The following is a 23,812-nucleotide window of genomic DNA, read 5'->3' as shown; positions in this document are numbered from 1 at the left end:
GCGATCTTATCGGCGAACGCCGTCCGCCGCTCCGCCTCAGCCGGGCAGGCGGGGCATCACCGTGGTGGCGTCGCCTCCGGCGGCGGCCGGCGGCTCACCGCCGGGCTGCGCGCTGCCCGGAGCGCCGTACACGTTCCCGGTGGGACGCGGGGCAGGTGTGGCCCCGTAGACGCCGGGGGTGGGCGGCGCGGGCTGCTGCCCGTACACCTGGCCGGTGGGGGTCCCGGAGCGGTAGGTCGTGCCGCCCGGGTTGCGGGGCAGCGGGACCTCCGGGTAGTCGGCGGCGTGGTCGTCGACCTTGTCCCGCCGGTTACGGCGGACCAGAAGCACGATCAGGGCGATGCCGACGAGCACCAGCGCGATGCCGAACCACATGATGGGAGAACCTCCGGAGGTTTCGTCGGCCGCGGCGACGCCGGACCCGGTGGCCGGGCCGAGCGCGGCGGCGACGGCGGACGTGGTGTCGGTGGCGGTCGGCGGCTCGGTGGCCACCGCGCTCGCGCTCGGGGTGGGGGTCGGTGAGGGCTTTCGGGACGGGGACGGGGACGGCGACGGCGACTTCTCCGCGCCCAACACCCGGGACACGACGGCGTCGCGCCCGAGCAGGCGGCCGAGGGCGCTGCTCGCCTCACCGACGACGGTCAGCCGCCCGCCGGGCGCACCGGCGAGGAAGGCGACCCGGTAACGGACGGTGATGCTCTTGCCCTTGCACAGCCGCGGGTCGGCCGGGGAGGTCTGCGCCGTCCGCACCGTGCCGCCACCCCCGGACACACCGACCGGGAACCACTGGCCACCCGCGTTGACCTGCACCTGGACCTGGTTCGGCTGGACGCCGTCGAGGCGGAGCCCGAGCGCGGTCCGCAGCAGCACGCACCCGTCGGTGCGCTTGCGCACCTCGACCGCCACGCCACGCGGCGAGCCGTCGGCGGGGAAACTGTCCGCCGCGCGCGCCGCCACCCGGTCACCGTCGGCCGAGGCCGGCGACGCCCCGGCGGCCACCAGGCCACCCAGCATCACGCCGACCGCGGCCAGCCGCGCCACGTGCCGCCGAACCGACATCTCCACCTCACCCGTCTCCACCCCCGGCGGGGGTCCGCGGTCAGGCTACTACCGGGTCAGGGGGGCGGCTGTGCATTGAGCGCTCCGCATGTGTGCCGCGACACGCCCGCCGGTCCGGCCACCCTCGACGCACCACCCGGCCGCCACGTCGGCGAGAGGGCGGCCTCACGGGCGTGGAAGGCCGTCACATCGCCTTTCGCGGTGTGGCCTCCGGCTCAGCCGGGTCGGGCGGCCAGGGCGGCCCGGCAGAGCCGGTCGGCGGTACGGGTGGTCTCCGGCAGCCGGTAGCGCGGGGTCAACGCCAGCACCCGGTCGACGGCGTTCGCCAGACTCATCCGGTGCCCCACGCTGACGAAGACCGGCTTCACCCCGTCCCGGGTACGCAGCACCCGCCCGACCACCTCGTCACCGTCCCGCAGTGCCGCCGAGTCGCCCCGGCGCGGCCCCGGCCCGTCCCAGGTGCCCACCAGCAGGGTCTTGCCCACCCCGATCGCCGGCAGCCCGGTGACCACGCCGAGGTGGCAGGCCAGCCCGAAACGCCGCGGGTGGGCCAACCCGTGCCCGTCGCAGACCAGCAGGTCGGGGTGGACGGTCAGCCGGTCCAGGGCGGCCAGCAGCGCCGGCAGCTCGCGGAACGCGAAGAGCCCCGGCACGTAGTCGAAGGCGGGCCGACCGACGCTCACCGCCTCGTCGACCACCGCGAGGGTCGCCGCGTCCAGCACGGTGACGGCCGCCGCGAGCCGGTCACCGCTCTCCGCGTACGCGACGTCGAGGCCGGCCACCGTCGCGGGCGCGGTCGGTCCCGGCCCGGCCCGGTCCACCAGCGGCCGCAACTCGTCCTGTACGCGCAGCGCCTCCGCCACGCTCCCGGGTACCACGAAGCGGGGTGATTCCTGGGCGGCAGCGGACAGCGTCACCGGCCCACCGTATGCGTCAGCGGCCACCCGCCGTCGTCCTCCTCCGTCAGGCCACCGGCCACCCCGCCGTCGCCCTCTCCGTCAGGTCACCGTCGGCCCGCTCCCTTGGCCGTCGCCGTCCCCGCCGGATCGCCGTCGCCATCGGCCTCGGCACCTAGCCATCGCCGTCGCCATCGGCCTCGGCACCTAGCCGTCGCCGTCGCCATCGGCCTTGGCACCTCGCCGTCGCCGTCGCCCGTCGGCCCGGCCAACTGGCCGTCGCCCTCGCCCTCGCCAACGGATCGCCGTCGGATCGCTGTCGCGGTAGCCGTCGCCGTCAGGCGGGTCGGAGATTGTTGCGGGCCTCCGCCACCCAGGCCAGGATGCCGTCGGCGCCCACCTCCTCGGCGACGGCCGCCGCCTCGTCGATCAGGTCGTGGGCCCGCTCGGGGTGACCCGCTTCAGCCGCCAGGTAGCCGAGCGCCACGAGATTCGCGGCCACGCCGGGCCGGAACCCGATCTCCCGGCGCAGGGCGGTGGACTCCTCCATCAGCCGCCTGGCCTCGTCCAGTTGACCGGCGGCCCGGTCGAGGAAGGCGAGGTGCCGCAGCACGTACGACAGGGTCATCCGATCGCTGGCACGGGTGGCCAGCTCGCGGGCCCGGGCGAAAGCCGCAGCAGCGGCGGCGTCGTCCTCCCGGATGACCTGGTGGAGACAGCCCACCCAGAACAGCGCCTCGCCCTCGCCGCGCACATCACCCAACTGCCGGTACAACTCGGCGGCCCGCTCGAACAGCGCCAGCTCCCGCGGGTCCTCCGCCTTGTCGGCCAGGAAACGGGCGTGCAGCACCCGCCCGCGGGCGAGCAGGAGATCCGCCTCCACGGCGTCGAGAATCCGGTCGGCGGTGGACAGGGCTTGACTGTCGCCCCCGAACACCGCGCTCTCGTAGAGCTCCCTGGCCCGCTCGATCCGGTCCGTCACACCCATGCCTGCCCCCCCGTCGTCGATCACTGGCCGACCCGTCCGTCGATGCGCTCCCGCAGCAGGTCGGCGTGACCGCAGTGCCGGGCGTACTCCTCGACCATGTGCAGCAGCAGCTCGCGCAGCGAGATCTCCGTACCGTCGGACATCGCCGCCCGGAAGCCGAGATCGGCCGTCGCGGCGACCAACTCGTCCGCGAACGCGACCTCGGCCCGCCAGGCACGCCACGCCTCCTCGACCACCGCCGGCTCACCCACCGCGTCGTCGAACGCGCCGTCCCGCTCGCCCTCCGGTGAATAGCGCTTCGGTACGTCCTGACCGGCGAGCACCCGCCGGAACCAGAAGCGCTCGACCTCGGCCAGGTGACGCACCAGACCGAGCAGCGACATCTTCGACGGCGGCACGGATCGCCGGGCCAGCTGCTCGGCGGTCAGATCCGCACACTTGAGTTCGAGAGTCAGGCGATAGTCGCGCAGGTATCCGACGAGCATCGACCGCTCGTCAGAAAAGCCGCCCGCCGACCGCGGGTCGGCCTCCGGCGTGACGAACATGTTGGACCAGGCGAACTGCGGCGTGGGCTGTTCGTCCGTCCGGGCGGTGTGTGCGTCGGCCATGCCGGGACCCTCGTTCAGTCGGCCCGTCGCCCGCAACGCATTTGCCGTCACGCCGGACCGGTGGCAATGGTGGGATCGGCGCCGGGGTCACCGGCGCGCTGCAACTCCTCCTCGAACATCACGAACGTCTTCCGCCGGATGCCCCGGACGAGCGCCTGTTCCTGAGGGGTCAACCGACGTCGTTCAGTGTCGGCGGCGTCCTCGATGGCCCGCACCGTCTCGTAGAGCGCGAAAACCGGGCCGTCTCCCCGGAGGTACCGACCTCGGTCGTGCTCCGTGTACTGGATGAACTGGTCTGCGGTCAACACGCTGATCTCGCCACCCACGGCGAAGAGGATCTCGTCCACGAGATCATTGGCTGTTTCCCACCCACCGGTATCAATCGACAGGCGCCACGCCGTCAGGCCACCGTCAGGAGTAGGCATCATCTTGACGGGCGACCAGAAATAGCTGAAGTAGGCGGGTAGGACCAGCCCTGGCATGTCGCTCATGCTTGCGGCCCTCCGCGCAACGCCGATCGCAGGGCCTCCCAGAAGTGGAACTGCTCCCGCCGAAGTAGGCCGTTGCGGATAGCCTGCTCCGTGGTCGAGATCTTACGGTCCCCTTGATCAGCCATCGTCTTCAGATCTCGCCTAACCTCATAGAGGGCGTGCTCCCAAGACGCGACCTCGTCGATGGCCTTGAGGTGAAGCCGCAGTTCAGCGATGTGCCCAGATTCCATCCGGAGCATCATGAGCACATCACGGTAGCCACTGGCCTGCGGCGCCAGGAAACGGTCCTCGAAGTAGGCGATCTCCACATCTGGATCACGATGTATGGCATCGAGAGCCGCGTACAGGTCGGACAGGTTGTCGAAGGCGACCTTGGCAGCCGCTAGGTCGGTCAGGAGAGCAGCATCGCCTCGATACTTGTTCACCTTGTCTTCAGCGCGTTGCCTGTCCTTGGCCTCCGGCCTTGACTCCGCGACCGCGCCACGGGCTGAATTCTCGGCCAGACGGTCGGCCAGCGAAGAGATGTCGACCTGCGCAAGTGCGGCTTGAGCGTAAAGATGATCAAGGTATTGCCGGCGGTAGGACGGATCGTTTCGGCGAGCCAGGTCGAATCCCGGCTGACGCGGTTGCAGGCTGGGAATCCGGCAGGAGTCGCTGACGCGGCGCTGATCCACCGTCAGTGGCGTGGCCTGCACCGCACCGCCGTCAGCTGCTACCGCTTCGGGGCCGCGGTCGGCGATGTCCGCGAGGACCTCGCCGAGGACGTCGATCGCCTGCTGGTGACTGGCGAGGTGGTGCAGCGTCAGCGGCCTGGCCGTCAGCGAGCTGGCCAGTTCCGGTGTCGCGAGGATCATGCGGGCCAGCTCGGGCCGCTGCGTCAGTTGGCGTACCAGGGCCTCGGCGAGCAGCGGCTCGTCGCGCGGCGGCGCCTCCCAGGTCTGGTCGAGCATCCGCCGGACGCGGGGGTCACCGAGCAGCCGCGCCACGTCCCGGGCGGCCGCGTCGTCGAGCTGCGGCGCGAGGCCGCGCAGCGTGGCCGGGTCGAGGTGGTGCACCAGCTCGGCGGGGGTCACACCGGCGGCGAAGACCTGGTCCAGGTCGGTGCTTCCGGCGAGGACGTCGCGGACGGTGAGCATCGCCGACACCCGGTCGCTGTGCGCGCCCAACCGGGCCAACCGGGCCGACCGCGCCTGCTGGATGTGCTCGGGCTCGGTCGACGGCGCGGGGCCGCCCGGACCGGGCTCCCCGAGCAGGTGTACGCGGTTGAAGTCCGGCGGCTCACCACGGTCCGGGTGCGGGGGTGGCGGGTCGGGGAGGACGCTGAAGGCGCCGCGCGGCCGGCCGGGCAGTGGCATCGGCCTACCGTCCGGCCCGAGGACCAGGGCGTCGACCGCGATGACGTTGCCGCGTCCCGGACGGCCGGTGTTTCCGTAGAGGGGCCGGTCCTGGACGGTGCCGCTCTGCGGGTCGAGATAGAGGACGGTGCCGTTCTGGTTCAACGCCACCCAGGCGTGTGAACCGCCACCCTCCCAGCTGTTGACCAGGAAGGCATAGCTGCCGTGCCCGCCGGTGAGCAGCTGCCGGTGCAGGTCGTGGTAGCCGCGCTCCACGTTCCGGCGCAGCTCGGCGTAGGTCGTCGCGCCCGCCGGACCGCAGAGCGCCTGGAAGCGCCCCCCGGTGCCGGCCTCGACCCGCAGCGGTCCGTCCTGCTCACCGCTGACCGGCCGGCGGACGTCCCCTTCGAGATAGCCGTCGAAGGTACGCGGGGCGGAGACCCGGGGCCGACCGTGCATCCAGGTCTCGTAGAGGGAGAGCGTGCAGTCGAGGCAGTTGATGCCCCGGGTCGGGTCGGCCTGCGGCCCGCCGTCGTTCGCCAGCCGGAACCAGCCGCCCACGCGCGGGTCGGGCGTCCGCAGCACAGCACCGTCGGCGGCGCGGGGCATCTGCCGTTCGAGGTCCCTCTGATGGAGCGCCAGCGGTGGCCGGAGTCCGCCGCGTACGCCGTACCGCCGGGACCGGTCGATCGGGGGCGGGTCGTCGTCGCCGGTCAACGCCGACCGGTCGGAGGTCTCCACGCCACCGACGGCCAGGTCGGCGACGTCGTCGTTGATCCGGTGGAAGTCGGCGTCGTCGTCGACCATCACCTGTGCGGGCGCGATCGCCCCGTCGCGCACGGCCCGCATCCGATCCCGCAGGTCGTAACTCTCCTGGCTGGCCTCGAACGCCTGTCGCCGAAAGCGTTCCGCCGCCAGGTCGCGCCCTTCGCGACGCAGTTGCTCCGCCTGCGCCGCCGAATCGACGGCCTGTTCCTCGTGGTAGGCAGCTCGCTCGCGAAGCCACTCCGCCTCATCGTGGCGGCGCTTGTCCTCGAACCACTGGCGCTGGGCCTCGAAATATCCCCGGTAGCGTCGCCGGTCGAGTCCTTCCCGGTCGGCGGTGAGAGCGGCCTGCCGGTCCGGCGTCCCGGGCCGGTGCGGCGGCCGGTGGAAGGGGTACGGCGGGTCCGGCAAGGGCTCGTTCGTCGGGCGGGCCGGTCCGGGTGCCAGCGCCTCCAACAGCGGAAAGCGGGGCGACGGCCTCGGTCGGCCGTCCGATCCGGTGCCCGTGTGCTCGGGTGCCGGGGCGGTCGGGCCAGGGCTCGGTGCTGTCGTCGCGGGTGCGGCCAGCCGGTGTGCGGCGTCCGGCACGGCCGGCGGTACCGCTCGGGACGAGACATCGGGGGCGGCCGGCGAGGCCCCTCGGGACGAGACAGCCGGCACGGTCGGTGGGACCACTCGGGACGACCCGTCGAGCGCGGCCGGGATCGTTCGGGACGAGACAGCCGGACCGGACGGCGATCCGGGCCCGTCGACCGACGGCTGGGTGCCGCTCGTGGTCGGGAGCGGCGTGGGCAGGGCCGGCCCTCCCAGCACGGCCGGAGCGGCGCTGGCCTGGGCCGTCACCGGCGAGGTGACCGGATCGAGCGTCGGACCCGAGCCGATGGACGACAGGCCGGGCACCGGGACCGGCGGGGATTCGACCGCCACCGAGGAGAGCGTCGGACTGACCGGCGCGACGACCGACGAGGTGCCCGCGCCGGTAACGGACGCACCGACACCCCGGTCCACGGCGGGGCCGACCGCCGGTGGTCCGGCCTCCGCTCCGGCGAGCGCCTGGTGGACGGACTCCGGCACGGCGAAAGAGTTGTCGGCGGTCTGCGGCGCGGCGAAAGCCTGGTGGACGGCCGTCAGATCGGACGCCGACGACCCGGCGGTCGGCTGGCCGGCGATGCCGTGGACCTGCGAACGTGGACCGACGAGCGCACCGTCCGTCGCATCCGGCCGGGCGCTGCCGACCTCAGCCGCCGTCCGGTCCGCGCCGCCAACGCCGGGCTCGATCACCTGGTCCGAGGTGCGCTGCGCCGGGACCTGGTCGACGGCCCCGCTCGCCTCCGACAGTGGGCCCGCGACCGGCGACGACAGGGCGGTGAGGTCCAACGCCGGCGGGGCAGCACCGGCGAGGGCGGCCAGCCGCCCGTCGAGCCGGTGGTGCAGGGCGGCGTCGGCCTGCCCGGTGGCCGAGCCGCTGGCCCCGGAGACCGCCGCCCGGGCCAGGTCCTCCAGCGACACACCCTGGCCGGTGGCCAGGCCGGCCGCACCCTCGGCGATCGTCTCGCCGGTCATCTCCCGGCCGAAGTGCTCGCCGATCCGACCCAACCGGCCGTCCGCGTGCCGACCGAGTCCGGCCAGCGGCGCCACCGCACCGCCGGCGAAACCACCGACCGCCGACGTGCCCACGTCGGTCAGGTCAAGGCCGTGCCGGCGTCCGGTGGAGTTCTGGTACGCCTGCGTGGCGAGGCTGATCCCTGCCTCCTCGCCGGCCTCGGCCAGGCCGCCGAGGGCGGCCCGCCGGGCCAACCCCCGGACGCCGCTCTTCACGACCTGCTTCGCGGCCCGCTCGCCGGCCTCCTTCAGCCCTTCCTTGATGGCCTTGCGGGCCAGTTGCGCCATGAGCCGCTTGAAGATCTGCTGCACCACCATCCGGGTGGTGGTGATCGCCACCCCGGCGGCGGGCGAGGCGGCACCGGCGGTGAGGACCGTCGCCACCGCCACCGACAGCAGCTCGACGACCAGGATGCCCAGCTCGATCCAGACCTCCAGCTTGGCGCCCTCGATGTCGCAACCGCAGGACTCGACCAACCGGCCCAGCTCCCCGGTGATCGCGAACAGGGCGGGCAGCGGTGCGTCGTCGCCCTCGGCCACCCGGCGCCAGGCGGTGTCGAAGGCCGCCGCCACCGCGCCGACGCCGCCGTAGCCGCTGCGCACCTCGGATGCCGCCCCGGTCGCGTCGTCCCTGGGGCCGGTCAGCACGTCCGCGACCGCGTACCAGCGGTCGGCGAGGTCCCAGACGGCGCATTCGTTGCCGTCCGGCCACTCCACGCCGACGACCCAGTCGAGCGCCTCGTAGATCCAGCCGGGCACGTCCCAGGGGCAGTGGTCGAGCGGATGCGGGATCGGGCTGGGCAGCAGGCTCACGCGCGGATCCTCCGGAACTCAGCGCCGGTGCCGGTGCGGAAGCGGGCCCGGACCGGGGATCCCGTCGAGCCGGCGGGCATTGGCCTCGTCGGTCTGCACGGTGGTCGCCACCGACCGGACCACGTCGGCGCCCAGGCCCTCCAGCGAACGGCCGAGCAGTTCCCACGCTCGCAGCAGGGTCTCCTCGTAGCGGCGGTACTGCTTGTCGAACGCGCCGCCGATGTCGTCCCGGCCCCAGGGTCGAGCCGCGCTGGCGGCCGCGAGCTCGCCGCCCTCCTCCCGTCGGGCGGCACTGACCGCCTCCCCGGCGAGCGTCAGATCCGCTCCCCCGCGCCGGGCCCGGTCCGGGTCCAGCCAGAGATGCGCGTCGGTCACGACGCCGACCCTCCACGCTGGAGCACGGCGTCGGCGTGGCCCAGCAGTGCGCCGAAGTCATTGGTGCGCAGGAACTCCATCGACGGCGAACCGGGCGGCAGATATCCGGCGACCAGCTCCCGGGTGGCGCTGACCGCCGCGTCGGACGCCCGCCGGACGGTCGTGGTGATCTTCCGGCTCAACGCCCGGGCGTCCCGCTCCTGGAAGACCCCAGGGGTCACCTCGACGGCGATCAGCTCGCCCCGGGCGCCCACGGTCGCGGTCACCTGCCCGTCCTCGGAGCGCTCGGTCACCCGAAGCTCGGCGAGTTTGACCTGGAGTTCGTCCAGTCCGGACCGGAGTCGCTGGTACTGGCCGTACACCTCGTCGAACCGCGCCCGCAGCGCGCGGTTGGCGTCCCGGTCCACACTGTCGGCCAACGCCGGCTCCTCCCCGTCACCCTCGGTAGGGCCGACCATACCGGGCGCCACGAAATCCGTGGGGTCCGCTAACGTCAGGTGGTGATCGAGCGTCGACAGGCCGAGCAGTTGGCCGCCGTGTGGGCCCGGCGCGACTCCGAACGCCTGGGTTTCCCGTGCAGGCCGGTGGTCGAGGAGTTCGAGCTGGGCTACCTCATCACCTCCGACGTGGCACCCGACGCCCGCGCGCTCCCCGGTGACCTGCCGACGACCGTGGTCGACAAGGAGACCGGCGATCTGTCCACCTGGCCACGGCTGCCCTTCCCGGTGGTCGAGCGGATGTTCCTGGAGCGGCGACCGGCCGGACCGCCGCCACCGCGCACGGTGGACGCCGGCAGCCAACTGCTCCGCGATCTCGACCGGCTGCCCACCCCCGGCGCCGCCGCGCACCTGACCCGTAACGGCCGCACCTGGATCCGGCACGGCGCGAAGGGCGAAGTGGAACTCCGGCACCACCGGCTGGTCCGCGCCTATCTGGACGAGTTGCCCCCCGGGCACCTGGTCCGCGGCGGTGACCGGCACGCCGAGATGATCGTCGTCTCCGACGCGCTGCACGAGTACGACCAGCAGCGGGCCGCCGCCGGTCAGCCGCCCACCTCGCTGGAGGAGGCCCGGACGTTCCTGGGCGACGCCGACATCGAGTTCTTCCGGATCCGCGAACCCGGCGACCCGTTCGGCGGCCGGGCGGAGCTGCCCTGCGACTCCTGCATCAACTTCCTGGTGCACGTCAACGCGATGCCGTGGTCGGACCTCGCCTACACCCAGCCGTGGCACCCGGAGCCCCAGGTCGATCCGGAGCCGGGCCGGTTCCCGCCGGAGGTCGCGAACGCGCTCGTCGTCGCCGGCTGGCGACCCAACTTCAGCGACGAGGTGCTCGCCGCCGCGTCCATTCAAAGGGTCACGGCCGTCAGCGGTCGTCGGCATTCCCACGAAGTCTTCCCGGCGGCCGTGGAGACCGTCACGGCGTTCCCCGGTCTCGTCGGCGGGCGTCGAGGTCCCGGGGCACAGGTCTGGATCTCGCGGTTGGACGTTCGGCCGCGTCGGATGGCCCACACCGCCGACACCCTCGCCGACTTCGGGGCGGTGCTCGGCGTACGGCTCTTTCCGCTCGGCACCGAGCGCGGGGACAGCATCATCGCCGTGGACGAGCACGGGCGGATCTTCGCCCTCGACCAGGCCGGCGAGTGGTTCCTCGGCCCGGACATCGACGCCGCGCTGACCACCCTGCTGCTCGGCCGCGCCCCCGCCCGGGTACGCGACGACGGCACCTGGTGACCCGTCCGCTCGGCGCCGGCCCCGGCGAACGACGACCGGCGGCGGGCGCGATCGCGAGGGGAGGCACCGAACGTCCCGGGCACCACGGCCGACGCGAGACGTCCTAGCATCGTCGGCATGGCAACGCGGCTGGTGCAGATCAACATGAAGGCCCGGAACGACTCCGCCCTGGGCAGCTTCTGGGCGGCGGCGCTCGGCTGGGAGGTCTCCAGCGAGGAACCGGGCGTGACCAACCTCGAACCGCCCGGCTTCGTCTACCCCGACCCGGTCGCCGTCTGCATCGACCTCGTGGTCTCCGCGGAACCCAAGACGGGGAAGAACCGCGTGCACGTCGACCTGGCCACCACCTCGGCGGCCCACCACGCGGAGCTGGTCGGGCGGCTGACGGAGCTCGGCGCGACCCCCGCCGACGTCGGTCAGGGCGACGTCCCGTGGACGGTGCTGGCCGACCCGGAGGGCAACGAGTTCTGCGTGCTGGACTGGCACGACCCGGTCCGGGACACCGGGCCGATCGCCTCGGTGGTGGTCGACTGCGCGGATCCACGGGCCATGGCCCGCTTCTGGGGCGAGGCCACGGACTGGACCGTGCACAAGGTGACCGACGACAACGCGGTGCTGCGCTCCGCCAAGGGCGTCGGCCCGTATCTGCAGTTCCTCCGCACCCCCGACGTGAAGACCGGGTGGAACCGCGTCCACCTCGACGTCCGCCCCTATCCGGGCGACGACGTGGCGGACGAGGTGGCCAGGCTGCGGGCTCTCGGTGCCACTCCGGTCGACCTGGATGTCCCGTGGAAGGTGCTCCGCGACCCGGAGGGTAACGAGTTCTGCCTGCTCGCCCCGGGCTGACGGTTACAGCGCCACTCCGGTCAGGACCATGACGCGCGCCTCCGTGTAGTCGTCCATCGCGCTGCGCAGCCCTTCCCGGCCGACCCCGCTCCCCTTCACCCCGCCGTACGGCATCTGGTCGGCCCGGTACGACGGCACGTCACCGACGATCACCCCACCGACCTCCAGCGAGCGCGACGCGGCGAAGGCGACGTCGAGGCGGTGGGTGAAGACGCCCGCCTGCAGCCCGTACGCCGAGTCGTTGACGGCGGCGAACGCGGCCTGGTCGCTCTCGACGGGCCCGACCACCAGCACCGGCCCGAACACCTCCTCGGTGCAGACCTTCGCGTCCGCCGGCACCCCGGAGAGCACGGTGGGTGGATAGGTCGCGCCGTCCCGCCGGCCGCCCACCTCGATGGTGGCTCCGGCGGCGACGGCCTCGTCCACCCACTCCTCGACGCGCCGGGCGGCATCCTCGGAGACCAGCGGCCCGACGTCGGTCAGCGGGTCGGTGGGGTCGCCGGTGCGCAGCGCCTCGACGGAGGCGACCAGCCGGGGCAGGAAGCCGTCATGGAGCCACTCGTGCACCAGGACGCGCTGCACCGCGATGCAGGACTGGCCGGCCTGGTAGTTGGCGAAGGTGGCGATCCGGTGGGCAGCGAAGGTCAGGTCCTCGTCGGTGTTCCAGTCCTCGCAGATCACCGCCGCCGCGTTGCCGCCGAGTTCCAGGGTGACGTGCTTCTCCGGGGCGGCCCGGCGGATGGCCGCGCCGACCGGCCCGGAGCCGGTGAACGACACCACCGGCAGCCGGGGGTCGGCGACGAGCTCGGCGGCGCGTTCGTTGGGTAGCGGCAGCACCGAGACCATGCCCTCGGGCAGTTCGGTCTCGGCGAGGAGTTCGCCGAGCAGCAGCGCGGAGAGCGGGGTGGCGGGGGCCGGCTTGACGATGATCGGCGCGCCGACGGCGATGGCCGGGGCGACCTTGTGCGCCACCAGGTTGAGCGGGAAGTTGAACGGGGCGATCCCGAGCACCGGGCCGCGCGGCACCCGGCGGACCAGGGCGATCCGCCCGGTCGCGGTCGGGTCGGTGTCGAGGCGTTGCAGCTCGCCGGAGAAGCGCCGGGCCTCCTCGGCCGCCCAGCGGAACGTGGAGACGGCCCGTCCCACCTCGGCGTTGGCCCACTTGACCGGCTTGCCGTTCTCGGCGGTGATCAGCGCCGCGACCTCGTCGGCCCGTTCGGCGAGCCGCCGGGAGACGTGGTCGAGGGCGGCCGCGCGGGCGTGCGCGGGCAGGGCCGCGGCCTGGGCCGCCACGCCGGCCGCTGCCGCGACGGCGGCCTCGACCTGGTCGGGCGTGGCGAGCGTGGTACGCCCCACCGTCCGGCCGTCGTACGGGTGAGTGACGGTCAGTTCGCCCTCGCCGTGAACGGGGCGACCGGCGACGAAGAAGGCTCTGGGCTCCACACCTCGGCAGCGTAGACGAGTCGAGCCCGCGCGGAAACAGTTGCTCAAGGGCTTGTGGGCCGCGAATTCAGTAGCCAAGATGGCAGTCAGATTGCGATAACCTCCGCTCACCTCACCCTCGGCCACCCCTCGGAGACATCTGATGAGCGACCAGCAGCAGCTGCGCAACTTCGTCGACGGCGCGTACGTCGACCCGGTGGACGGCGGGTACGCCGACCTGATCGACCCGTGCACCGGTGAGGTGTTCGCCCAGGCGCCGGTCTCCGGGGTGGCGGACGTGGACGCGGCGATGCGGGCCGCCGCCACCGCCTTCGAGAGCTGGCGGGACACCACCCCGGGCGAGCGGCAGAAGGCGCTGCTCAAACTCGCCGACGCGGTGGAGTCCCGGGCGGCCGAACTGGTCGACGCGGAGGTACGCAACACCGGCAAGCCCCGGCAGCTCACCGCCGACGAGGAGCTGCCGCCGGCGGTGGACCAGTTCCGCTTCTTCGCCGGCGCCGCCCGCCTGCTGGAGGGGCGTTCCGCCGGTGAGTACATGGCGGGCCACACGTCGTACGTGCGGCGGGAGCCGATCGGGGTGTGTGCGCAGGTGACGCCCTGGAACTACCCGCTGATGATGGCGGTCTGGAAGATCGCCCCGGCGCTCGCGGCCGGCAACACGGTGGTGCTGAAGCCGTCGGACACCACGCCGGTGTCGACGCTGCTGCTGGCCGAGATCGCGTCGGAGTTCTTCCCGCCGGGCGTGTTCAACGTGGTCTGCGGCGACCGGGACACCGGTCGTACCCTGGTGTCGCACCCGACCCCGCAGCTGGTGTCGATCACGGGCTCGACCCGCGCGGGCATGGAGGTGGCCTCCGCCGCCGCCCCCGACCTGAAGCGCACCCACCTGGAGCTGGGCGGCAAGGCCCCGGTGGTGATCTTCGACGACGCGGACGTCGCGGCGGCGGCCGAGGCGATCGCGGTGGGCGGCTACTTCAACGCCGGCCAGGACTGCACGGCCGCGACCCGGGTGCTGGCCGGTCCGGGCATCCACGACGACTTCGTGGCGGCCCTCGCCGAGCAGGCCCGGAACACCAGGACCGGCGCGCCGGACGACGAGGACGTCCTCTACGGCCCGCTGAACAACGCCAACCAGCTGGCCCGGGTACGCGGCTTCGTGGACCGGCTCCCCGACCACGCGAACGTGGAGACCGGCGGGGCGCAGGTCGGCGACCGCGGCTACTTCTATTCCCCGACCGTGGTCTCCGGCGTCCGGCAGGCCGACGAGATCATCCGGGACGAGGTGTTCGGGCCGGTCATCACGGTGCAGCGCTTCTCCGACGAGGACGAGGCGGTGCGCTGGGCGAACGGCGTCGACTACGGGCTGTCCGCGTCGGTCTGGACGAAGGACCACGGCCGGGCGATGCGGATGACCCGCCGGCTGGACTTCGGCTGCGTCTGGGTGAACACGCACATCCCGTTCGTCTCGGAGATGCCGCACGGCGGCTTCAAGCACTCCGGCCACGGCAAGGACCTCTCGGTCTACAGCCTGGAGGACTACACCCGGATCAAGCACGTCATGCACAACATCGAGGGCTGACGAATGGGGTCGAGCGAGGAACTGCACAAGCGGCGGGGGGCCGCGGTCGCGCGCGGCGTCGGGAGCACCATCTCGGCGTACGTGGAGCGCGCGGGCGGCGGCACGATCGTCGACGTCGAGGGACGGGAGTGGATCGACTTCGCCGCCGGCATCGCGGTCACCAACGTGGGCAACTCCGCGCCCCGGGTGGTCGAGGCGGTCAAGGCGCAGGTCGAGCGCTTCACCCACACCTGCTTCATGGTCGCCCCCTACGAGTCGTACGTGGCGGTGTGCGAGCAGCTCAACGCGCTGACCCCGGGGAACTTCGAGAAGCGGTCGGCGCTGTTCAACTCCGGCGCGGAGGCGGTGGAGAACGCCGTCAAGATCGCCCGGCACGCGACCGGGCGGCCGGCGGTGGTGGTCTTCGACCACGCATACCACGGTCGGACCAACCTGACCATGGCGTTGACGGCGAAGAACATGCCGTACAAGCACCGGTTCGGGCCCTTCGCCGGGGAGGTCTACCGGGTGCCGATGTCGTACCCGCTGCGCGACGGCGGGCTCTCCGGGGCGGAGGCCGCCGCCCGGGCGGTGGAGATGATCGAGAAGCAGGTCGGCGCGGAGAACGTGGCGGCGCTGCTGATCGAGCCGATCCAGGGCGAGGGCGGTTTCGTCGTACCCGCCGAGGGGTTCCTGCCGGCGCTGCGGGAGTGGGCGACGGCGGCCGGGGTGGTGTTCGTCGCCGACGAGATCCAGACCGGGTTCTGCCGGACCGGCGACTGGTTCGCCTGCCAGCACGAGGGCGTCGAACCGGACCTGGTCACCCTGGCCAAGGGCATCGCCGGTGGGCTGCCCCTGGCGGCGGTGACCGGCCGGGCGGAGCTGATGGACGCGGTGCACGTCGGCGGCCTCGGCGGCACCTACGGCGGTAACCCGATCGCCTGCGCCGCCGCGCTCGCCGCGATCGAGACCATGCACGAGCTGGACCTGGCCGCCGCCGCCCGGCGGATCGGCCAGGTGATGGGTGACCGGCTGCGCGCGATCGCCGCCCGTGACCCCCGGATCGCCGAGGTACGCGGCCGGGGCGCGATGCTCGCCGTCGAGCTGGTCCGGCCGGGCACCCTGACCCCGGACCCGGCCGCCGCGGCGGCGGTCTCGGCGGCCTGCCACGCCGCCGGCCTGCTCACCCTCACCTGCGGCACGTACGGCAACGTGCTGCGCTTCCTGCCTCCGCTCGTCATCTCCGACGACGAGCTGGCCCGCGGCCTGGACATCCTGGACGCCGCCTTCGGCTGACCCCGGTCAGCCACCTGTTCGTGGCACACCACGGGCCACATTTCCCCCCAGGAACCCGCCCGTGGTGTGCCACCCCACTCAGCGCAGCACCTCGACCACGTTGCGGCGGACCACGTTCTTCCCCGGCTCGCGGACCAACTCCATGGCGGCGGCGTTGAGCAGCACGCAACTGCCCGACGGGCCGGTCACCGATACCGTCGCCACCCGGCCGTTGTCCAGGTTCGTCACCCGCAGCCGAGTGCCGACCGGGAACCGGTCGCTGGTGGCGGCCGGCGCGCCACCCTCGGCCGAGAACGTGACCGCGCCCGGGCAGGCGCTCTGCCGGACCGGGGTGGTGTCGGCGAAGCCGAAGCCGGTTCCGACCGCCACCACCGCCGTCGCGACCACCGCCACCCCGGCCGCCAGCACGTGTTTCCGCTGCACCTTCACCGCATCTCCCGTCGTCCGCACGCTGTGTCGCCTGGTACGGCGTGGGAGCGCTGCCCGGTTCAGCGGTTCGGGAAGGAAAGTTGCCGGTGGTCCCCGGCCGTCGCCCGCTGCAAGGGCGTCAACCGGGGCCCGTCACGTCACCGGAGGCTGGCGCGGTGACCCCAGGCGATGGCGAGCTGCACCGCGTCGTCCCAGGCCCGCACCTGCCGCTCCCGTTCCTGCGGCGTGGCCAGCGGCTGCCACTCGGCGGCCTTGTGCCAGTACGACCGCAGCACCGCCCGGTCCGCCCAGTAGCCGGCGACCAGCCCCGCGGCGTAGGCGGCGCCCCGGGACACCGTCTCGGCCACCATCGGCCGGACCACCGGCACGTCCAGGATGTCGGCCAGGGTCTGCATCAGCAGGTTGTTCGCGGTCATCCCACCGTCCACCGCCAGGCCCCGCAGCGGCACGTCGGCGTCGGCGTTCATCGCCGCGACCACCTCCCGGGTCTGCAGGGCGGTGGCCTCCAGCACGGCCCGCGCCAGGTGCCCCTTGTTGACATAGGAGGTGAGCCCGACGACCAGCCCCTGCGCGTCGCTCTCCCAGTGCGGCGCGTACAGCCCCGAGAAGGCCGGTACGACGTAGCAGCCGCCGTTGTCCGCCACGGTCAGCGCGAGCGTCTCGATCTCGGCGGGCGAGCGGATCAGCCCGAGGCTCTCCCGGCACCACTCCACCAGCGCCCCGGCGATCGCGACCGCGCCCTCCACGGCATAGACGGGCGGTCGGCCGTCCTCCTGGTAGGCCACCGTGCTGATCAGCCCGTGTCGGGACCGGACCAGTTCCGTGCCGGTGTTGAGCAGCAGGAACGCGCCGGTGCCGTAGGTGCACTTGGCGTCCCCCGGGTCGAAGGCGGTCTGCCCGAACAGCGACGCCTGCTGGTCGCCGATCACGGCGGTCACCGGGATCCCGGGGACCGGCGCGCGGGTGGTGCCGAAGGTGGTCATCGAGGGCCGGATCTCGGGCAGGGCGACGCGCGGCACCCGCAGACAGTCGAGCAGTTGGTCGTCCCACTCCAGGGTGCGGATGTCCATCAGCATGGTGCGGCTGGCGTTGGTCACGTCAGTGGCGTGCAGGCCGCCGTCCACCCCGCCGGTCAGGTTCCACACCAGCCAGCTGTCCATGGTGCCGATCAGCAGTTCGCCCCGGGCGGCGCGCTCGGCCACCTCGGGCTCGGCGTCGAAGAGCCAGCGCAGCTTGGGGCCGGAGAAGTAGGAGACCAGCGGCAGGCCGGTCCGGGCGTAGATCTCCTCGGCCGACAGGTCGCAGGCGATGTCGTCGAGCATGCCGGCGGTGCGGGTGTCCTGCCAGACGATGGCCGGGCCGACCGGTTTGCCGGAGCTGCGGTCCCACACCACGGTGGTCTCCCGCTGGTTGGTCACCCCCAGCCCCACCACCTGGTCGGGGCGGGCGTCCACGTCGGCGAGGGCCTGCGGGATGATCCGGCAGACGATCCGCCAGATCTCCTCGGCGTCGTGCTCCACCCAGCCCGGCCGGGGGAAGTACTGCCGGTGCTGCTGCTGGGCCAGCGAGACCAGCCGGCCCTGGTGGTCGAAGAGGAGACACCGGGTCGAGGTGGTGCCCTGGTCGAGCGCGGCGACGTACGTCTGGGTCATCAGCCTCTCCCGTGCCCGAACTCCCTGGATATCGACCGGGCGGCCCGGACGACCTCGTTGGCGAGGCCGACCCGGGGTCGGTATCGGCTGTCACAGATGGCGTCCACCGGGCCGGCGATGCCGACGGCCGCGACGACGTAGCCACCCCGGTCGCGGATCGGCGCGGCGATCCCCGCGGTCTCCGGTTCCGCCTCTTCCACCGCGGCGGCCCACCCGGTGTCGCGGATGTCAGCGAGCTGACGCAGCAGCGTCGGCCGGTCGGTCACCGTCCGGTAGGTCAGGCTCTCCAGCGGCCGGCCGACGATGCTGCGCGCCGCCCCCGGGTCGAAGGCCAGCAGCACCTTGCCGAGGGCGGAGGCGTGCAGCGGGAGCCGGCCAATGGTGTCGGCCCGCTGGCTCCGGTCGTGCAGGCCGAAGACGTGGTGGACGATCACCGCCGCACCGTCGCGGTACGCGGCGACCCGGGCCGCCTCGCCGGTCCGGGCGGCCAGCGCGTCGGTCCAGTTCAGGGCGCGCGAGCGCAGTTCGTTCGGGTCGAGGTGGGTCAGGCCGAGGTGGAGGAAGTCCGCCGCGAGCAGATAGTGCCCGCTGCCGGCGTCCTGTTCCACGAAGCCCACCTCGCGCAGGGTGCGCAGCAGGCCGTGCGTGGTGGGCTTGGCGAGCCCCAGCGAGGCGGTGATCTCGGCCAGCGTGAGCGGTTCGGGCTCGGCGGCCAGCAGCCGCAGGATCGCGGCCGCTCGCTCCACGGACTGCACCGGGCCCGGCATGGGGGCGACCGTACCCCGCGTTCGGCATTGTCAAACGCCACGGCGTTCGACGATGCCGAACGGGTTTCGTTGTTGCCCTGGTCACAGCCTTCGTACGCTCCCAGCCAGACCAGCCACCACCCTCAGCAGGCAGGAGCGGGACATGAGCATTCTCGGGAGGCGCACACTCGTCGGCGAACTGGTAGCGGAGTTCGTCGGCACGATGATCCTCATTCTCTTCGGCGTCGGCGTCGTCGCCCAGGTCGTCACCGGCAAGGGCGCGCTCGGCGACCACGACTCCATCGCCTGGGCCTGGGGGCTCGGCGTGGTGCTCGGCGTGTACACCGCGGCCCGGATCAGCGGCGCCCACCTCAACCCGGCGGTCACCCTGGCGCTGGCGGTCTTCCGCCGGTTCGAGTGGCGCAAGGTGCTGCCGTTCGCCCTCGCCCAGACCGCCGGCGCGTTCGTCGCCGCGCTGCTGGTGCGCTGGGTCTACAGCGAGGCCATCGCCGCCGTGGACCCGGGACACACCATCGCCACCCAGGGCATCTTCTCCACCCTGCCGGGCAACGGCGCGCTCAACGTCGGCCTGGGCACCGCGCTGCTGGACCAGGTGGTCGGCACGGCGATCCTGCTCTTCCTGATCATGGCGGTGACCGACCCGCGCAACAACGCCCCGGTCGCCTGGCTGGCACCGTTCATCGTCGGCCTCATCGTGGTCGCCATCGGCATGGCGTGGGGCACCAACGCCGGTTACGCGATCAATCCGGCCCGCGACTTCGGCCCCCGCCTGGCGTCCTTCCTCACCGGCTACGGCACGGCTTTCCAGGACCAGAACGGTGCGTTGTACTTCTGGGTGCCGATCATCGGTCCGCTGGTCGGCGGCGTGCTGGGCGCCGGTGCCTACATCGCCCTCATCGAGCGGTTCCTGCCGGCGGAACAGGAGCAGTCGGAGCCCGGCCGGATCCCCACCGACGAACCGCGTACCCGGCCCACCGCCGTCGCCCACCCGTGACGACCACACCCCCACACCACCCCATCGAGCAGGAGCGTGACCAATGGCAGACTTCGTCGCAGCGGTCGACCAGGGTACGACCAGCACCCGCTGCATGATCTTCGACCACGGGGGCAACGAGATCGCCCGCCACCAGCTGGAGCACCAGCAGATCATGCCCCAGCCCGGCTGGGTGGAGCACAATCCGGTGGAGATCTACGAGCGGACCAGCGCCGTGCTCCAGACCGTGATGAACGGCCGGGGGCTGTGCGCGGCGGACCTCGCCGCCCTGGGCATCACCAACCAGCGCGAGACCACCGTGGTGTGGAACCGGCGCACCGGGCGGCCGTACTACAACGCGATCGTCTGGCAGGACACCCGTACCGACCGGATCGCCTCCGCGCTGGACGCGGACGGGCGGGGTGACGTGATCCGCGCCAAGGCGGGTCTCCCGCCGGCCACCTACTTCTCCGGCGGCAAGATCCAGTGGATCCTGGAGAACGTCCCCGGCGTCCGCGAGGCCGCCGAGAAGGGCGACGCGATCTTCGGCAACACCGACTCCTGGCTGCTGTGGAACCTGACCGGTGGGGTCGACGGCGGCATCCACGTCACCGACGTGACGAACGCCAGCCGCACCATGCTGATGGACCTGGAGACCCTCGACTGGGACGACGAGCTGCTGGGCTTCTTCGGCGTACCCCGGCAGATGCTGCCCGAGATCCGGCCCTCGGCGGACCCGAACCTGTACGGCCACACCCTCGCCCACGGGCCGCTGGGCGGCGAGGTGCCGCTGGCCGCCGTCCTCGGTGACCAGCAGGCGGCCATGGTGGGTCAGGTGTGCCTGCGGCCGGGCGAGGCGAAGAACACCTACGGCACCGGCAACTTCCTGCTGCTGAACACCGGCACCGAACTGGTCCGGTCGCGCAACGGCCTGCTCAGCACGGTCTGCTACAAGTTCGGCGACCAACCCGCCGTGTACGCCCTGGAAGGCTCCATCGCCGTCACCGGCTCCGCCGTGCAGTGGCTGCGTGACCAGCTCGGCATCATCCAGGGCGCGGCGCAGAGCGAGTCGCTGGCCCGGCAGGTGCCGGACAGCGGGGGCATCTACTTCGTCCCCGCGTTCTCCGGACTGTTCGCGCCGTACTGGCGGTCCGACGCGCGCGGCGCGATCGTCGGGCTGTCCCGGTTCAACACCAACGCGCACATCGCCCGGGCCACCCTGGAGTCGATCTGCTACCAGAGCCGGGACGTCGCCGAGGCGATGGAGAAGGACTCCGGCGTGAAGCTGGAGGTGCTGAAGGTCGACGGCGGGGTGACCGCCAACGACCTGTGCATGCAGATCCAGGCGGACGTGCTCGGTGTGCCGGTGAGCCGGCCGGTGGTGGCGGAGACCACCGCGCTCGGCGCGGCGTACGGGGCCGGGCTGGCGGTCGGGTTCTGGAAGAGCCCCGACGAGCTGCGGCAGAACTGGAACGAGAGCCGGCGCTGGACGCCGGAGTGGACCGACGAGCAGCGTGAGAAGGGCTACCGGTGCTGGCAGAAGGCCGTGTCCCGCACGCTGGATTGGGTGGATGTGTCATGAGCGTCAAGGCGATCGACCTCGACCCCGCGTATCGTGCCCGGGCGCTGCGGGAGATGACGGAGACGGAACTCGACGTCCTCGTCATCGGCGGCGGCGTGGTGGGCGCCGGAGCGGCCCTGGACGCGGTGACCCGCGGCCTGCGTACCGGACTGGTGGAGGCGCGGGACTTCGCCTCCGGCACGTCCAGCCGCTCCAGCAAGTTGATCCACGGCGGGCTGCGCTATCTGGAGCAGCTCAACTTCGGCCTGGTCCGGGAGGCGCTGCGGGAACGGTCGTTGATCCTGAACCAGCTCGCGCCGCACCTGGCCCGGTCGGTGCCGTTCCTCTATCCGCTCCAGCACCGGTTCTGGGAGCGGCCGTACGTCGGCAGCGGTGTGCTGCTGTACGACACGATGGGCGGCCGGCACGGCGTACCGGCCCACCGGCACCTGACCAAGAAGCAGGCGCTGCGGCAGTTCCCGTCGCTGCGCAAGGACGCCCTGGTGGGCGCGGTCCAGTACTACGACGGGCAGGTCGACGACGCCCGGCACACCATGATGATCGCCCGCACCGCGGCCGAGTACGGCGCGCTCTGCACCACCAGCACCCAGGTCGTCGGCTTCCTGCGCGAGGGCAACCGGGTGGTCGGCGCGCGGGTGCGGGACCTGGAGACCGGCGACGAGTTCGACGTCCGGGCCCGGCAGACCATCAACGCGGCCGGCGTCTGGACCGACGACATCCAGGAGATGGTGGGTGGCCGGGGCCAGTTCCACGTACGGGCCTCCAAGGGCGTGCACATCGTGGTGCCCCGGGACCGGATCACCGCCTCCACCGGCATCATCAGCCGCACCGAGAAGAGCGTGCTGTTCATCATCCCGTGGGACACGCACTGGATCATCGGGACGACGGACACGGACTGGTCGCTGGACCGGGCCCATCCCGCCGCCAGCCGGTCGGACATCGACTATCTGCTCGACCAGGCCAACCGGCTGCTGACCAACCAGCTCACCCACGACGACATCGTCGGCGTCTACGCCGGGCTGCGCCCGCTGCTGGCCGGGGAGTCGGACGAGACGAGCCAGCTCTCCCGGGAGCACGCGGTGGTGAGTCCGGTGGCCGGCCTGGTGCTGGTGGCGGGGGGTAAGTACACGACGTACCGGGTGATGGCGAAGGACGCGGTCGACGCGGCGGTGCACGGCCTGCCGGTGAAGGTGCCGGAGTCCTGCACCCACCGCCTCCCGCTGGTCGGCGCGGACGGCTACCTGGCGGCGCGCAACCAGCGCCACGACCTGGCCGCCGCCAGCGGGCTGCACGTGGCCCGGATCGAGCACCTGCTCGGGCGGTACGGCTCGCTGAGCAACGAGCTGCTCGACCTGGTGCGCGAGCGGCCGGAGCTGGGCGAGCCGATGCCGGGGGCGGAGACGTACCTGAAGGTCGAGATCTACTACGCGGCGCGGGCCGAGGGTGCCCTGCACCTGGAGGACATCCTGACCCGCCGGACCCGGATCTCGATCGAGACGGAGGACCGGGGGGTGGTGTCGGCGCGGCCCGCGGCCGAGCTGGTCGCGCCGGTGCTCGGCTGGGACGCCGAAACCATCGAGCGGGAGGTGGCGCACTACCACGCCCGGGTCGCGGCGGAACGCCAGTCGCAACAGGAGCCGGACGACCAGACCGCCGACGCGGCCCGGCTCGGTGCTCCCGACGTGCGGGTGACCGACCTGCCGGCACCCGGCCTGCGGCCCGTCGCCTGAGGCCCCCCGACGGCTGACCGTCCACGGCGGATCCCGGCCCACCGGCCGGGATCCGCCACCGGCCGGGAGCCGGCCGGGACCTGCCGGGCGGGTGGTCAGTCGCAGGCGGTGCCGTCGCCGTCCCGGTCCAGGTCGTAGATGTCCCGGCCGATGACCCGCACCGGGCCGCTCACGTACGCCGGGCCGTTGCCGCTGCCGCCCGCGCAGTCGACGTCGCTGGCGATCGGCACGCAGGGGGTGTAGTTGGGGTCGCAGCCGGAGGACCCCGACGAGGACGCCCGCCTGGTGCCCACCGCGACGACCTGGGTGACCGGCTGCCTCGTCACCACCGACTTCACCAGCCGCCGGCCGGTGGGCACGCCGTCGGTGAGGGTGACCTGATAGGTCAGCGTGCGTTCCCCGGCGACACCCCGGGTCCGGACGACCCGCTTCCCCTCTGTCAGGGACGAGTCCTTGACGGTGCGTTCGGCGTACGCGATCTTCTTCGTCTCGGTCTCGGTGCGGGTCGTCACCACCGGGACCGGCGACGGCGTCGGCGATGCGGTGGTGGGCGCGGGCTGGACCGGCGTGGTCTCCGCCGGGGTGCTGGGGACGACGATGGGCGCGGCGGCGGTCGGCACGTTCTCGTCGGCCACCGCCCGGCGGCCCGACTGCTGCTGCGGGGCGTCGCCGAACGAGCCGACCACGGCCAGGCCCGAGCAGCAGAGCAGGAAGACGGAGAGCACGCCGCCGAGGATCACCCCGGTCCGCCCACCCGGGCTCAGCCGACGGAACCAGCCCGGCGGCTTCGGCGGCGGGACGGGCCCGTAGGGATGGGGCTGGCCGGGGTACGGCGGCGGTGGAGTCGTCACGCTGCCGAGTCTGCTGCTGAC

Annotated in this window: 20 protein-coding genes; 7 read left to right on the top strand and 13 right to left on the bottom strand. The window is 72.8% G+C overall.

From position 1 onward, the window contains the following. Nucleotides 1–36 precede the first annotated feature (36 nt). The 8 genes from MRQ36_RS18085 to MRQ36_RS18050 all read right to left on the bottom strand — a co-directional run bounded on the left by MRQ36_RS18085 (nucleotide 37) and on the right by MRQ36_RS18050 (nucleotide 9,350). The gene (locus MRQ36_RS18085; protein ID WP_242801202.1) at nucleotides 37–1,059 is read right to left on the bottom strand and encodes a hypothetical protein; all 1,023 of its coding nucleotides are present in this window, start codon (nucleotides 1,057–1,059) and stop codon (nucleotides 37–39) included. A gap of 215 nt (nucleotides 1,060–1,274) precedes the next feature. Further along, a complete protein-coding gene (nfi, locus tag MRQ36_RS18080) occupies nucleotides 1,275–1,970 on the bottom strand; it encodes a deoxyribonuclease V (protein ID WP_242801200.1) in 696 nt (231 codons plus the stop codon). Nucleotides 1,971–2,292: 322 nt separating this feature from the next. After that, nucleotides 2,293–2,943: a tetratricopeptide repeat protein gene (locus MRQ36_RS18075; RefSeq protein ID WP_242797049.1), complete on the bottom strand. Its 651-nt coding sequence runs from the start codon at nucleotides 2,941–2,943 to the stop codon at nucleotides 2,293–2,295. A gap of 20 nt (nucleotides 2,944–2,963) precedes the next feature. Beyond that, nucleotides 2,964–3,551, bottom strand: a complete 588-nt coding sequence (locus MRQ36_RS18070) for a DinB family protein (RefSeq protein WP_242797047.1) — start codon at nucleotides 3,549–3,551, stop codon at nucleotides 2,964–2,966. 47 nt (nucleotides 3,552–3,598) lie between these two features. Next, complete coding sequence (locus MRQ36_RS18065; RefSeq protein ID WP_242797046.1) at nucleotides 3,599–4,042, bottom strand: hypothetical protein; 444 nt, start codon at nucleotides 4,040–4,042, stop codon at nucleotides 3,599–3,601. Continuing rightward, nucleotides 4,039–8,556: a toxin glutamine deamidase domain-containing protein gene (locus MRQ36_RS18060; RefSeq protein WP_242797045.1), complete on the bottom strand. Its 4,518-nt coding sequence runs from the start codon at nucleotides 8,554–8,556 to the stop codon at nucleotides 4,039–4,041. Before MRQ36_RS18060 ends, MRQ36_RS18065 begins: the two co-directional genes overlap by 4 nt. 18 nt (nucleotides 8,557–8,574) lie before the next feature. Next, the gene (locus MRQ36_RS18055) at nucleotides 8,575–8,931 is read right to left on the bottom strand and encodes a hypothetical protein (RefSeq protein WP_242797044.1); all 357 of its coding nucleotides are present in this window, start codon (nucleotides 8,929–8,931) and stop codon (nucleotides 8,575–8,577) included. Continuing rightward, a complete protein-coding gene (locus tag MRQ36_RS18050; protein ID WP_242797043.1) occupies nucleotides 8,928–9,350 on the bottom strand; it encodes a YbaB/EbfC family nucleoid-associated protein in 423 nt (140 codons plus the stop codon). Before MRQ36_RS18050 ends, MRQ36_RS18055 begins: the two co-directional genes overlap by 4 nt. 81 nt (nucleotides 9,351–9,431) lie before the next feature. Here MRQ36_RS18050 and MRQ36_RS18045 point away from each other — a divergent pair, with 81 nt between their 5' ends. Beyond that, on the top strand, nucleotides 9,432–10,664 hold the full coding sequence (locus MRQ36_RS18045) for an SUKH-3 domain-containing protein (protein WP_242797042.1): 1,233 nt from the start codon (nucleotides 9,432–9,434) through the stop codon (nucleotides 10,662–10,664). Between the two features lie 117 nt (nucleotides 10,665–10,781). Then, nucleotides 10,782–11,510, top strand: a complete 729-nt coding sequence (locus MRQ36_RS18040) for a VOC family protein (protein ID WP_242797041.1) — start codon at nucleotides 10,782–10,784, stop codon at nucleotides 11,508–11,510. 3 nt (nucleotides 11,511–11,513) lie between these two features. On the opposite strand, the gene MRQ36_RS18035 is transcribed toward MRQ36_RS18040, so the two are convergent. Beyond that, complete coding sequence (locus tag MRQ36_RS18035; RefSeq protein ID WP_242797039.1) at nucleotides 11,514–12,953, bottom strand: aldehyde dehydrogenase family protein; 1,440 nt, start codon at nucleotides 12,951–12,953, stop codon at nucleotides 11,514–11,516. Nucleotides 12,954–13,095: 142 nt separating this feature from the next. Between MRQ36_RS18035 and MRQ36_RS18030 the strand changes: the two genes are divergently transcribed. Both MRQ36_RS18030 and gabT read left to right on the top strand, forming a co-directional pair. After that, nucleotides 13,096–14,532 carry a gamma-aminobutyraldehyde dehydrogenase gene (locus MRQ36_RS18030; protein WP_242797037.1) on the top strand — a complete coding sequence of 479 codons (1,437 nt, stop codon included), beginning with the start codon at nucleotides 13,096–13,098 and terminating at the stop codon, nucleotides 14,530–14,532. Nucleotides 14,533–14,535: 3 nt separating this feature from the next. Next, nucleotides 14,536–15,807 (top strand): 4-aminobutyrate--2-oxoglutarate transaminase, encoded by a 1,272-nt coding sequence (gene gabT, locus MRQ36_RS18025; protein ID WP_242797035.1) that lies wholly within the window; start codon nucleotides 14,536–14,538, stop codon nucleotides 15,805–15,807. A 78-nt stretch (nucleotides 15,808–15,885) separates the two neighbouring features. On the opposite strand, the gene MRQ36_RS18020 is transcribed toward gabT, so the two are convergent. The 3 genes from MRQ36_RS18020 to MRQ36_RS18010 all read right to left on the bottom strand — a co-directional run bounded on the left by MRQ36_RS18020 (nucleotide 15,886) and on the right by MRQ36_RS18010 (nucleotide 18,655). Further along, the gene (locus tag MRQ36_RS18020; RefSeq protein ID WP_242797033.1) at nucleotides 15,886–16,236 is read right to left on the bottom strand and encodes a septal ring lytic transglycosylase RlpA family protein; all 351 of its coding nucleotides are present in this window, start codon (nucleotides 16,234–16,236) and stop codon (nucleotides 15,886–15,888) included. 137 nt (nucleotides 16,237–16,373) lie between these two features. Next, nucleotides 16,374–17,888, bottom strand: a complete 1,515-nt coding sequence (gene glpK, locus MRQ36_RS18015) for a glycerol kinase GlpK (RefSeq protein WP_242797031.1) — start codon at nucleotides 17,886–17,888, stop codon at nucleotides 16,374–16,376. Further along, nucleotides 17,888–18,655 carry an IclR family transcriptional regulator gene (locus tag MRQ36_RS18010; protein ID WP_242797029.1) on the bottom strand — a complete coding sequence of 256 codons (768 nt, stop codon included), beginning with the start codon at nucleotides 18,653–18,655 and terminating at the stop codon, nucleotides 17,888–17,890. The genes glpK (MRQ36_RS18015) and MRQ36_RS18010 overlap by 1 nt, the downstream gene beginning before the upstream one ends. 142 nt (nucleotides 18,656–18,797) lie before the next feature. Between MRQ36_RS18010 and MRQ36_RS18005 the strand changes: the two genes are divergently transcribed. Genes MRQ36_RS18005 through MRQ36_RS17995 form a run of 3 tightly spaced genes read left to right on the top strand, consistent with a single transcriptional unit; the run spans nucleotide 18,798 to nucleotide 22,940 of the window. After that, nucleotides 18,798–19,649: an MIP/aquaporin family protein gene (locus tag MRQ36_RS18005; protein WP_242797027.1), complete on the top strand. Its 852-nt coding sequence runs from the start codon at nucleotides 18,798–18,800 to the stop codon at nucleotides 19,647–19,649. A gap of 43 nt (nucleotides 19,650–19,692) precedes the next feature. Next, complete coding sequence (glpK, locus tag MRQ36_RS18000; protein WP_242797025.1) at nucleotides 19,693–21,210, top strand: glycerol kinase GlpK; 1,518 nt, start codon at nucleotides 19,693–19,695, stop codon at nucleotides 21,208–21,210. Continuing rightward, entirely contained in the window at nucleotides 21,207–22,940 is a 1,734-nt protein-coding gene (locus MRQ36_RS17995) for a glycerol-3-phosphate dehydrogenase/oxidase (RefSeq protein WP_374250363.1), read from the top strand. The genes glpK (MRQ36_RS18000) and MRQ36_RS17995 overlap by 4 nt, the downstream gene beginning before the upstream one ends. A 95-nt stretch (nucleotides 22,941–23,035) precedes the next feature. Here the strand turns inward: MRQ36_RS17995 and MRQ36_RS17990 are convergent, their stop codons facing one another. Then, a complete protein-coding gene (locus MRQ36_RS17990; protein WP_242797023.1) occupies nucleotides 23,036–23,791 on the bottom strand; it encodes a G5 domain-containing protein in 756 nt (251 codons plus the stop codon). Nucleotides 23,792–23,812: the final 21 nt, after the last annotated feature.

The sequence above is a fragment of the Micromonospora sp. R77 genome (assembly GCF_022747945.1).
Taxonomy (GTDB): domain Bacteria; phylum Actinomycetota; class Actinomycetes; order Mycobacteriales; family Micromonosporaceae; genus Micromonospora.
Note: the sequence above shows the minus strand (reverse complement) of the source record. Positions and strands in the feature narration are given on the sequence as shown.